The 12,349-nt window shown below is 61.6% G+C and carries 7 protein-coding genes; 6 read left to right on the plus strand and 1 reads right to left on the minus strand.

From position 1 onward, the window contains the following. Positions 1-272 precede the first annotated feature (272 nt). From gltB to OBACDRAFT_RS17050, 3 genes are read left to right on the plus strand one after another with little or no spacing between them, the layout of a single operon-like run. The gene (gene gltB / locus OBACDRAFT_RS17040; protein ID WP_043587744.1) at positions 273-5,015 is read left to right on the plus strand and encodes a glutamate synthase large subunit; all 4,743 of its coding nucleotides are present in this window, start codon (positions 273-275) and stop codon (positions 5,013-5,015) included. A 37-nt stretch (positions 5,016-5,052) separates the two neighbouring features. Further along, a complete protein-coding gene (locus tag OBACDRAFT_RS17045; protein ID WP_043587726.1) occupies positions 5,053-5,406 on the plus strand; it encodes a four helix bundle protein in 354 nt (117 codons plus the stop codon). Between the two features lie 54 nt (positions 5,407-5,460). Continuing rightward, complete coding sequence (locus tag OBACDRAFT_RS17050; protein WP_043587727.1) at positions 5,461-6,957, plus strand: glutamate synthase subunit beta; 1,497 nt, start codon at positions 5,461-5,463, stop codon at positions 6,955-6,957. Positions 6,958-7,303: 346 nt separating this feature from the next. Here OBACDRAFT_RS17050 and OBACDRAFT_RS17055 read toward each other — a convergent pair whose 3' ends face one another. Further along, on the minus strand, positions 7,304-8,455 hold the full coding sequence (locus tag OBACDRAFT_RS17055) for a LacI family DNA-binding transcriptional regulator (RefSeq protein WP_052362177.1): 1,152 nt from the start codon (positions 8,453-8,455) through the stop codon (positions 7,304-7,306). A 134-nt stretch (positions 8,456-8,589) separates the two neighbouring features. Here OBACDRAFT_RS17055 and OBACDRAFT_RS17060 point away from each other — a divergent pair, with 134 nt between their 5' ends. From OBACDRAFT_RS17060 to OBACDRAFT_RS17070, 3 genes are all read left to right on the plus strand, one after another. Next, positions 8,590-9,246, plus strand: a complete 657-nt coding sequence (locus OBACDRAFT_RS17060; RefSeq protein WP_043587729.1) for a type II secretion system protein — start codon at positions 8,590-8,592, stop codon at positions 9,244-9,246. A 60-nt stretch (positions 9,247-9,306) separates the two neighbouring features. Further along, positions 9,307-10,131, plus strand: a complete 825-nt coding sequence (locus tag OBACDRAFT_RS17065; protein WP_043587731.1) for a PEP-CTERM sorting domain-containing protein — start codon at positions 9,307-9,309, stop codon at positions 10,129-10,131. Between the two features lie 128 nt (positions 10,132-10,259). After that, positions 10,260-12,349 (plus strand): heparinase II/III domain-containing protein (locus OBACDRAFT_RS17070; RefSeq protein ID WP_052362176.1); only part of this gene is annotated, 2,090 nt, incomplete at its 3' end.

Raw genomic sequence — 12,349 nt, forward strand, 5'->3', positions numbered from 1 at the left:
CCCTCCTCTCCGGCTCATTCCTCACTACCACACGTGGATACTTCTTACTGTCACTGGCACCCCCCCATCTTTCACTGCGTTGAATTTCTTTCAGCTCATGGCCGGCCTCTTTTTCCGAGGTCGGCTTTTTTGGACCCGAGCAAAGCATGATTAACAACCTCCATTAAAAACTCTTCCCAACTCAAACCCGCGCCTGCCGCCCGGGTCCCATGCGCCCAACCGACCAAGGCGCCGACCACACCGACCACCACCACGACCTGCCACACTTTCCCGTGAAGACTCAGTTGACCGACCACACCGCCTCCGCTGCTGCGTGCGCGCCCTCCGGCGCTCCCGCGACGCCTGCCGCCCTCACGAGCCCGCACGCTCCCGCCGCCCGCCACGCTGCGTCCTCCGCCGCGTGTTCGACGACCTCCCTGCGTCCCGGCAAACAAGGCCTCTACGACCCTTGGTTTGAGCACGACGCGTGCGGCGTCGGCTTCGTCGTGGACATCAAGGGCCGCGCCACCCACCGCATCGTTGAGCAAGGCCTCGAAGTCCTCGAAAAACTCGACCACCGCGGCGCCACCGGCAGCGAAACCAACACCGGCGACGGCGCCGGCATGCTCCTGCAAATCCCGCACGAATTTCTCGTCCGCGTCTGCAAGTCCGTCAGCATCACCCTTCCCGGGCGCGGCCACTACGGCACCGGCCTCGTCTTCCTCCCGCGCAATCCCACCAAGCGCCGCAAACTCGAAGACCACCTCGCCCAGATCATCCGCAGCGAAGGCCAGATCTTCCTCGGCTGGCGCACCGTTCCCACCAACAACTCCATGCTCGGCGACACCGCCAAGTCCTGCGAACCCTTCATTCGCCAGATCTTCATCGGACGCTCCCCCAAGGTCACCGACGAACTCGCCTTCGAGCGCAAGCTCTACGTCATCCGCAAGCGTGCCTCGCACGAAGTCGTCAGCGAAGGACTCGGCGGCGCCGACATGTGGTATCAACCCAGCCTCTCCTCGCGCACCATCGTGTACAAGGGCATGCTGCTCACCACCCAGCTCAACGAATACTTCCTCGACCTGCGCGAACCCGACTTCAAGACCGCCATCGCGCTCGTCCACTCCCGTTTTTCCACCAACACCTTCCCCAGTTGGGACCGCGCCCACCCCTATCGCTACATCGCCCACAACGGCGAAATCAACACCCTGCGCGGCAACGTCAACTGGATGCACGCCCGCCAGGCCCTCTTCTCCTCCGAACTCTTCGGCGACGACATCAAAAAAATCCTCCCCGTCATCAACCCCAACGGCAGCGACTCGGCCATGTTCGACAACACCCTCGAACTCCTCCACCTCGCCGGACGCTCCCTCCCTCACGCCGCCATGATGATGATCCCCGAACCCTGGTCCAACCACAAGACCATGGACCCCGCCCGGCGCGCCTTTTACCAATACCACGCCTGCCTCATGGAACCCTGGGACGGTCCCGCCGCCATCGTCTTCACCGACGGCAAGCTCATCGGCACCATCCTTGACCGCAACGGACTCCGCCCCGCCCGCTACTATATCACCAAGGACGACCTCGTCGTCCTCGCCTCCGAGGCCGGCGTCCTCGACGGCATCCCCGCCTCCGAAATCGCCACCAAAGGCCGCCTCCAGCCAGGCCGTATGTTTTTGGTGGATACGCTCAAAGGCTGCATCCTCGACGACGAACAGGTGAAGGACCAACTCGCCGCCGAGTATCCCTACCAGCAATGGTTGAAAGACCACCTCGTCCACCTCAAGGACCTCCCCGACGCGCCCGACCTCCCCACGCCCGATCCCGACACCCTCAAGCAGCGCCAGCTCGCCTTCGGCTACACCTACGAAGACGAACGCATCGTCCTCTCGCCCATGGCGCGCGACGGCGTCGAAGGCGTCGGCTCCATGGGCAACGACACGCCCCTCGCCGTCCTCTCCAACCAGCCCCGCCTCCTCTACGACTACTTCAAGCAACTCTTCGCCCAGGTCACCAACCCCCCCATCGACTGTATCCGCGAAGAAATTATCACCTCCGCCGAAACCCGTCTCGGCACCGAAGGCGACCTCCTCAACCCGCTCCCCTCCGCCTGCCGCCGCGTCGAACTCGACTGGCCCGTCCTTACCAACGACGAACTTGCCAAAATCCGCCGCATGCAACTCCCCGGCCTCAAGGTTGCCACGCTCCCCATTCACTTCCGCGTCGTCCGCGGTGAGAAGGCGCTCACCCGCGCCATGGACGACCTCTTCCAGCAGGCCCGCCGCCTCATCACCGAGGACGAAGTCAGCGTCCTCATCCTCAGCGACCGCGGCGTCAACAAGGACAACGCCCCCATTCCCGCCCTTCTCGCCGTCGCCGGCCTCCACCATTACCTCATCCGCGAAGGACTCCGCACCCAGGTCAGCCTCGTCATTGAAACCGGCGAAGCCCGTCAGGTGCACCACTTCGCCCTGCTCATCGGCTACGGCGTCAGCGCCGTGAACCCCTACCTCGCCTTCGAGACCATCGACGACCTCATCCACCAGGACCTGCTCCCCGGCCTCGATCACAAGACCGCCTGCAAAAACTTCGTGAAAGCCGCCGCCAAAGGCGTCGTCAAAGTCATGTCCAAGATGGGCATCTCCGCCATCCAGAGTTACCGCGGCGCGCAAGTCTTCGAAGCCGTCGGGCTCAGCCAGGAAGTCATCGACCTCTACTTCACCTGGACCCCGTCGCGCATCGGCGGCATCGGCCTCGACACCGTCGCCGAGGAAATCCTCCACCGCCACCGCGCCGCCTTCGACCCGCGCGGCGCAGTCGCCACCCAGGACCCCGCCCTCCCCCCCGGCGGACAGTTCAAGTGGCGCGACTCCGGCGAGTATCACCTCTTCAACCCCGAGTCCATCCACTCCCTGCAAAAATCCGTCCGCACCGGCGACTACGGTGTATTCAAAAACTACACACGCCTCATCGACGACCAGGCCAGAAACCTCTGCACCCTGCGCGGTCTGCTCGACTTCAAACCCTCCGACGCCATCCCCATCGACGAAGTCGAGTCCATCGAATCCATCGTCCGCCGCTTCAAGACCGGCGCCATGTCCTACGGCTCCATCTCGCAGGAAGCGCACGAGACCCTTGCCATCGCCATGAACCGGCTCGGCGGCAAATCCAACACTGGCGAAGGCGGCGAAGACCCCGCCCGCTTCACGCCCCTGCCCAACGGCGACTCAAAAAACTCCGCCATCAAGCAAGTCGCCTCCGGCCGCTTCGGCGTCACCAGCGAATACCTCGTCAGCGCCCGCGAAATCCAAATCAAAATGGCCCAGGGCGCCAAGCCCGGCGAAGGCGGCCAGCTCCCCGGCGCCAAGGTGTATCCCTGGGTCGCGCGCACCCGCCACACCACCGCCGGCGTCGGCCTCATCTCCCCCCCCCCCCACCACGACATCTATTCCATCGAGGATCTCGCCGAACTCATTCACGACCTCAAGAACGCCAACCGCGACGCCCGCATCAGCGTCAAGCTCGTGGCCGAAGTCGGCGTCGGCACCATCGCCGCCGGCGTATCGAAAGCCCACGCCGACGTAGTGCTTATTTCAGGACACGACGGCGGCACCGGCGCCTCCCCCCTCAACTCCATCTGGCACGCCGGCCTCCCCTGGGAACTCGGCCTCGCCGAGACGCACCAGACCCTCGTCCTCAACAACCTCCGCAGCCGCATCGCCGTCGAGACCGACGGACAGCTCAAGACCGGCCGCGACGTTGTCATCGCCGCCCTCCTCGGCGCGGAAGAGTTCGGATTCGCCACCACCGCCCTCGTCTCCACCGGCTGCATCATGATGCGCGCCTGCCAGCTCAACACCTGCCCCGCCGGTGTCGCCACGCAGGACCCGCGCCTGCGCAAAAACTTCACCGGCAAACCCGAGCACGTCGTCAACTTCATGACCTTCATCGCCACCGAAGTGCGTGAACTCATGGCGAAGCTCGGCTTCCGCACCATCGCGGAAATGGTGGGCCGCGTTGACCGCCTCGAAGCCCGCCAGGCCGTTGACCACTGGAAGGCGAAGGGACTCGATTTTTCCAACATCCTTTACGTCCCCGACTCCGGCCCCGAAGTCGGCCGCCATTGCCAGATTCCACAGGACCACGGACTCGAAAAATCGCTCGACGTAATGACCCTTCTCGACATCAGCCGCCCTGCCATTGAGCGCCGCGAGAAAGTCGTTGCCGAGCTGCCCGTGCGCAACATCAACCGCGTCGTCGGCACCATCACCGGCAGCGAAGTCACGCGCAAGTGGGGCGCCGCCGGCCTGCCCGACGACACCATCGACATCCGTTTCAACGGCTCCGCCGGCCAGTCCTTCGGCGCCTTCCTCCCCCCCGGCATGACCTTCCGCCTCCACGGCGACGCCAACGACTACGTAGGCAAAGGCCTGTCCGGCGGACGCATCATCATCCGCCCCCCGACCGACGCCACCTTCGACCCCTCGAAAAACATCATTGCCGGCAACGTCGCCCTCTACGGCGCCACCTCCGGCGAACTCTACGTCGGCGGCATGGCCGGCGAACGCTTCTGCGTGCGCAACTCCGGAGCCACCGCCGTTGTCGAAGCCGTCGGCGACCACGGCCTCGAATACATGACCGGCGGGCGCGTCGTCATCCTCGGCCCCACCGGCCGCAACCTCGCCGCCGGCATGTCGGGCGGCGTCGCCTACGTCCTTGACGAACACGGCGGCTTCGCCGCCAGCATCAACGCCGGCATGGTGCATCTTGAAAAAGTGGATACACCCGCCGAGGCCGCCGAACTCCGCTCCCTCATCGAAAACCACGCCGGCTACACCGGCAGCGTCCTCGCCCGCCGCGTTCTCGACGCCTGGGACGCCATGCTTCCCAAGTTCGTCAAAGTCATGCCCAAGGACTACAAGCGCATGCTCGAACGCATCGAGGACGCCAGGTCCGAGGGACTCACCGGCGACGACGCCATCATGGCCGCCTTCGAAGCCAACGCCCGCGACCTGAGCCGCGTAGGCGGCAATTAAGAATTAAAAATTAAGAATTAAAAATTGGATACAAACAATGAAAGGCGACAATGCCATACAAACAAAAAGCTATGCCTTTGCGATCCGTGTAGTGAAGCTGTGCCGGCATCTCATGGAGAAAAAAAAGGAATTCGTTCTCTCCAAGCAATTGGTGCGAAGCGGCACTGGCATCGGCGCGAACGTGGAAGAAGCACTGGGTGGCCAATCCCGAGCGGACTTCGTAGCCAAAATGACCATTGCCTACAAAGAAGCGCGTGAAACCTCTTACTGGCTGCGCCTCCTCAAGGACACCGATTACCTGACCTCGCGCCAGTTCCAAAGTATCCACGAAGATATGGGAGAAATCCACCGCCTCCTCACCGCAATCCTGAAATCCACCAAAGGCGATTAGCCTCCCCCCTTCTCCTCCTCAATTCTTAATTATTAATTATTAATTCTTAATTTTATGGGAAAACCAACTGGCTTCCTCGAATACATGCGGGAAATCCCCGTCGATCGCTCCCCCCTCGACCGCCTCAACGACTGGTCCGAGTTTCATCTCCACATGGACGAGAAGAAACTTCGCAACCAAGGCGCGCGCTGCATGGATTGCGGCGTCCCCTTCTGCCACACCGGACGCCTCATCAGCGGCATGGCGGCGGGCTGTCCCATCCACAACCTCATCCCCGAGTTCAACGACCTCGTTTTCCGCGGACTCTGGCAGCAAGCCTACGAACGCCTGAGCAAAACCAACAACTTCCCCGAGTTCACCGGGCGCGTCTGCCCCGCGCCCTGCGAAGGCTCCTGCGTGCTCGGCATCCACAACCCGCCCGTTGCGATCAAGAACAACGAGTACTCCATCATCGAACGCGCCTGGGAGGAGGGCTGGGTGCTCCCCCGCGAACCCAGGATGCGCACCGGCAAGAAAGTCGTTGTCATCGGCTCCGGCCCCTCCGGACTCGCCGCCGCCGCCCAGCTCAACACCGCCGGCCATACCGTCACCGTTTACGAACGCGCCGACCGCCCCGGCGGCCTTCTCATGTATGGCATCCCCAACATGAAACTCGACAAGCGCGACGTCGTTCTCCGCCGCGTGGAACTCATGAAGCAGGAAGGCATCACCTTCATCTGTAATGCCGAGGTCGGTACCAAAATCGACGCCCACGAACTCCTCTCCTCGCACGACGCCGTCGTTGTGTGCACCGGTGCCACGCAACCCCGCGACCTCCCCATCGAAGGCCGCCAGCTCAAAGGCGTCCACTTCGCCATGGATTTTCTCACTGCCGGCACCAAGGCCCTTCTCGCCACGCCCGCCGGCTCGCCGCCCGCGGCGTCCGCCATCACCGCGCGCGACAAGCACGTCATCGTCATCGGCGGCGGCGACACCGGCACCGATTGCGTTGGCACCTCGCTTCGCCAAGGCTGCCGCTCCGTCACGCAAATCGAGATCATGCCCAAGCCCCCGCTCGAACGCCAGCCCTCCAACCCCTGGCCCGAATGGCCTAAAATCTACAAGATGGACTACGGCCAGGAGGAAGCCGCCGCCCGCCAGGGCTCGGACCCGCGCATTTATCTCACCACCGTCAAGAAGTTCATCGGCGACGCCGAGGGCCGTATCGAAAAACTCGTTACCGTGCAGATCAAGTGGGAGAAAAACGACAAAGGCCAGTTCGTCCCCGTCGAGCAACCCGGCACCGAAAAGACGCTCCCGGCGCAACTCGTCCTGCTGGCGATGGGCTTCCTTGGCCCTGAGCAGCCGCTTCTGAAAAAACTCGGACTGGAGACCGACACCCGCAGCAACATCAAGGCCGAGCACGAACGCCACACCACGAGCAACCCGAAGGTTTTCGCCGCCGGCGACTGCCGCCGCGGCCAGAGCCTGGTCGTCTGGGCGATCAACGAAGGCCGCGCCGCCGCCCGCGAATGCGACCGCGCCCTCATGGGTGCCACGCAACTCCCCTAAGCTGTACGCGGGCGTCTCCACCCACAACAAATCCTTCTCCTCCGAATCCTCCTCGCTCCCGTTGTCTTCAATCCAGACGGACAAAAAAAAGATTATGAGAGAGAGAAGGATGCAAAACCCATCGTAGCGCAGGCGTCCCGCCTGCAATTTTCACGCCGGAGGCGTGACAGCCATTAGCCGGGGGTCGAGGGAGCACAGCGACCGACACCCCCGGAACCCGTTCTTCTAATAATCGCCCCCGGAGGGGTCGCAGCGGGATTTGCTAACGGCTGTCACGCCTCCGGCGTGTTGGCTTGGCGCAGGCGTCCCGCCCCTCACCCGTAGCGCAGACGTCCCCCACTCCACATCACACCGTCGCCACCGACTCCCGCTCCACGAGCCTGCCGCGAAACAGCATGATGCCCGGCTGCTTGTGTGGTGGTTTTCCGGATACAATCGCCGCGAGCCATTGCACCGCCTCGCGTGCCAGTTCGGCGTAGGGCAGCGTGTGCGTGGTCAGCCCCGGTTTGAGCAGGTCGCAGATGCCGGGATCGTTGTCGCAACTGACCACACTGATATCGTCGGGGATGCGCAGTCCCTGGCGTTGCGCGTATTGGTAAACAGCGGCGGCCAGCCAGTCGTTGGCGGCGAAGATTGCCGTCGGGCGCTCTTTCTTTGGCAGCGCGAGCATGGCGGCCAGGCCCGGCTCGATGTCACTCGCCGGTTGCGCCGTCTCGACCGGAGCGCTGCCGGCGGGCTGGCACAAGCGCAGCACCCACGCGGGATTGACGGGCACCTCGGCCTCATCAAGCGCGCTGAGGTAACCCATATAACGCAGTCCAAAACTGCGATGCGTGCGGCTGTTGCTCACAAAACCGATCCGTCGGTGCCCGTGCGCGAGCAGATAATGCGTAAGTTCGTGCCCGGTGTGAGTGGAGTCGAGATCGAGAAACGAAGTGTTTCCGACATACGGTTTGCAAATAATGTTGAGGCGCGGCAGGCGGCCCGGGAGTTGTTTTAGAAAACCCGGCCCTGGTGTGCCGGCCACGAGCAGCGCGTCGTCATTCGAAAAATCAGGACGCGATCCGTTTTCGTTCTCATTGTAAAACACCGTGCGCAACCGCCCCCCGAGCGCCTCGATGCCGGTGCCGATGGTGTGAATCAAAAGGTGGGCGAGATGCGTCTGCCTCCAGCTCTCGGTGGTGTTTATCCAGACGAGCGCCACCGTCCCCAGGCCGCCCGCGCCCGCTGTTCTGCCATCGCCGCTTGATGTCCCCCGTCTGCGTCCGCGACCGGAGCGGGCTCCTGTTTTGTAGCCCAGTTCCTTTGCCGCGGCCAGCACGCGGGCGCGAGTCTCCGCGCCCACGGCGCCGGTTTCGTTGAGGACAAACGACACCGTCGTCGTCGAGATGCCCGCGCGTGCGGCGATTTCCGAAAGCGTTACACGGCCGGAAAATGTCGGAGCAGACGCCGCGGCGGAAGCGGCGGTGGCAGAAGCGGCGGACTTGGATGGCGTCATCAGGAACATGGCTAATAACCAATAATTTTAAGATAGGTCGATTTTTTACTTGAACATGGTTTAATTAAGTAAAAACTAAAGGAAAATTTACTAAAAATAAATTCCCGCCAAAACCTACCTCTCATTTCCCCATCATGAATCCCCCACGCCCCTGCTCCTCCGCCTTCACGCTCATCGAACTGCTCACGGTGATCGCGATCATCGGCATTCTTGCCGGCATCATGATCCCCACGATTGGCAAAGTGCGCCGCACGGCCAACGACGCCCAATGCAAGACTGCTCTGCGCCAATGGGGCATGGCCATCCAACTCTACATCGACGACAATAAGGGCCGCCTCCCCGGCCCCTGCACCGTTGGCCAAACCAGAAAAATCCCTCCCCCCGTGGACGACAAAAAAGCCTCTCTGTTCAGATACCTCGCTCCCTACATGATGCTGAAAAACAGCGCCACCTCCCTCGTGCCCGACTCCTACATTTGCAGTGCTTGGGTGCGTGACACGCCAAACGCGACCGCCGACGACGCCATGGTTTATTACCTGCGCCTGCCGGGCGATACCAACCGCTTCCCGTGGCGGAATACTGACGGACAGACGCCGCTGCTTTACTCCGAAGTTCTCAACCTGGCGCCTTATCACGACCGTCCGGCGATGATCGATATCGATGCCGAGTTTGAATCTGCCAACGCCGGGAAATGCCCCGCCCGCCCCGTCCACGGCAACCACCGCAACATGCTTCTCTACAACTGGAGCGTCCGTGCCATCCCGCTCAATTACCAACCCTCCATTCCGTAGCTCCCTCCCCCCCCCCCCCCGATCTCGTCTCCGTCAACCAACACCCATCCGCCACGTAACATGAAAACCACTACACCCTCCCGCATCCGTGTCACGCTTGCCGCGCTCATCGGCTCGCTCCTCCTCCCTGCATCCGCCCTTGCGGCGGGAACCGAAGTATTCAGCACGTCCTTCGAGACCACCAATACGCCTTCTTGGACCAACGGCACCAAGCTCACCTCCACCGCCACAAACGGCTGGATCGGCAACGACAACGACGACACCATCTATTCCCGCATCGCTTCTGACGCCGTAAACGAGGCCGCTCACGGTCAGTATCTTCAATTGTGGGACCAAGCGAACCCCGGAAACGCCAACGTCAAATATGATTTGGGCAACAACGTAACCCAAGGCTACATTGAGTGGTCTCTCAAACGCCTAACCGGAACTTTCTATCTCTATGGATATAATGCAGGCGGAACAACCGACGCGCCGAATCGCAATTTTTACCTATCCATCAATAACTCCACCATCACATTCAATTCGATCGTGGAAGGAACCGTTTCCACCAGTGCTTCCGTCGAGCATAAGAACATATCAGGCTACTCGTCGACTGGATGGAACACCCTCCGTCTTGACTTCGACAACACCACGAAGACCGCCACGCTAACGGTCAATGGCGTCCCCGCCAGCGTCACCGGTCTCTCCGTGAGCAACTCCAACACCAACTGGTCACTCGGCACACTTCATTTGGTTGCGGGAGCTGGCACCACGACCGGGCAATCTTACTTTGACGATTTCAAAGTCGTGAATACTGCCTCCAACATTCCCGAACCCGCCACTTGGTCCGCAATCTGCGGTGTGCTGATCCTCGGCCTGTCCCTCGTGCTCCGGCGACGCAGGTAAGGGCGTTCAAAAAATTGAACAGAAGACAATAACGAGAACGAAGAACCCAAACCATTCTTCGTTTTACCTTCGTTCCCTTTGTTTCCTTCTGTTCAAAAAAAGATTTTTCAGAATCTCCCTTAATCCCAATGCGTCCCCCCCCCCCCCCCCGCCTCTCTCTCTTTGTTTGTGCCCTCTCGCTCGCTCTCGCCAGTGCCATCGCAAGCATCGCCGTTGCCGCTGACAAGTATCCGGTTTTTGGACACCCCGACTTTTCAAAACCCGAGAACTGGCGCGAAGTCACTGCCGCTGAATTTGACAAAACCGACCCATCGCGACCCGCGCAAATCGGTGCCAAGCGCCATCCCTACGCCTCACCTGACGAACTCCGCAAACTAGGCGAATGGTTCACTGACACCGCCGACGGACGCGCCGCTTGGAAGGCCGAAACCTCTTTCGCCGCGCAAATCGTCAACCAATGGCATCTCCCAAAAACCGGCTTCGCCGCCAGCCGCTACGTTTACAGCCTGCGTGACCTCCCGCGCCTCTCCCTCGTGCACCTCTTCACTGGACACGATTTGCTCGGACAATTTCTTAAAAAGCACATCGCGCACATCGCTACCCTGCCGCCCGCCTTTTGGCTTCACTCCGAACTACGCGGCAACAAGGCCGACATCGAAACAGCCCAGACCGGCCTTGCCTTTGCCACCGCTCTTGCCGCCTCGCCGGACCTGTTCTCCGCGGACGAAATCGCCTCGATGGACGCCGCGCTGCGCACAAAGGCGCTCGCTCCCTGCCTCGACTGCTACTGGTTCAAAACCGGCAGAACCAACAATCATACCGCCATCATCGCCACTGGTGCGCTTGTCATGGGACGCTATCTGGACGACACAGCCGCGCAGGATGCTGCCGTCCGCCGCCTGCGCTGGTATATCGATTCCACGGTCGAGGCCGACGGCAGTTATGGCGAAGGAATCGGCTATTTTTATTATCCGATGGACACGCTCTTTTCCGCGGCGCTCGCCATGTCACCGGAGCAATTGGATACCATGTTTTCCGGCGCGCCGCTGGCCAATTCCTCGCGCTGGCTGGCGCATCATTACTTCCTCTTTCGCGATAAAAACGCCACCCGCCATCAACCGATGCGCGCACATTTCCACGACAACTCGTATTGGGGACGCCCCCCAGCCTCCATCACCGTTCTCTTCGCCTCCCTTTACAATGACGACCTCGCGCGCTGGCTGGACGACACATTTAGAAATCCCAGCAAAAACGAAACCGAGGAAGAGGGGGGGGGGGAGGGGCGAAGCTGGCGAAGTTTCCTGTTCCTGCAAAAACAGAGAGCAGGATCAAAACCGCTGGCAAAACTGCCGCCGCTCAAAACCCCCGCCGAACTCGGCCTGCCGACGATCGCTTCATTCGCAAGTGGCGACAATTTTATCCGTTCCGGCTGGGGTGACAACGGCGTGGTTTTCGCGCTCAACAACGCGAGCGCGACCAAAACAAATTACACCCACCATCACGCCTGCCGAAACTCCTTCGTGCTCGCCGCCTTTGGTGAATACCTCGTCGGCTCGCCCGGCTCTGCCTCCTATCGCAGCCCCTTGCATCTCGAATATGACATGAGCACGCGTGCTCAAAATACGATTGAGATTGATGGCACGAACCAGTTGCTACCGCGCAACCTCCAGACAAAGGCGATGAGGCAAGGTCAGCCCGTCGCGAAAACGACATTGCTTGCCGCGGGCAAAACCGCCGACGTCCTCGCCAGCGACGCAACCGGCGCCTACGCGCAACCCCACAAACGAATCGGACGCGTCGTGGTTTATGCGAGGAAACCGGGTTATTTCGTGATCTTCGACCGCCTCGAAAGCACCGGCGAAAACCATTCCTACGCATGGCGCTTGCACCTCAACAATCGCGACGGACGCGCCGCGCTTTCGACAACGGAGAGAGAGGGGGGGGGGGAGGGAGGGAAGTCGTATAGGTATTCATTAAAACGTCCGAAAGCCGCGCTCGAATTATTTGTCGCGGCGGACACTCCGCTCGATGCCTCGGTTGGCGAGGGGCGTATGCACGGCCAGAGTCGCGATTACAGTCCCGGCGGGACGAACGAGGGAAAACTTGGCAGCGCGATTGAGTTGACCGTTCGCAACCGTGAATCTGCCGCTAATCTCGGCATTGTTTCCGTATTGCGCCCCGTGCCCGTGGCGACGCCTGACTCCCTCCCCCCCCCCCC

The sequence above is a fragment of the Geminisphaera colitermitum TAV2 genome, from assembly GCF_000171235.2.
GTDB lineage: Bacteria > Verrucomicrobiota > Verrucomicrobiia > Opitutales > Opitutaceae > Geminisphaera > Geminisphaera colitermitum.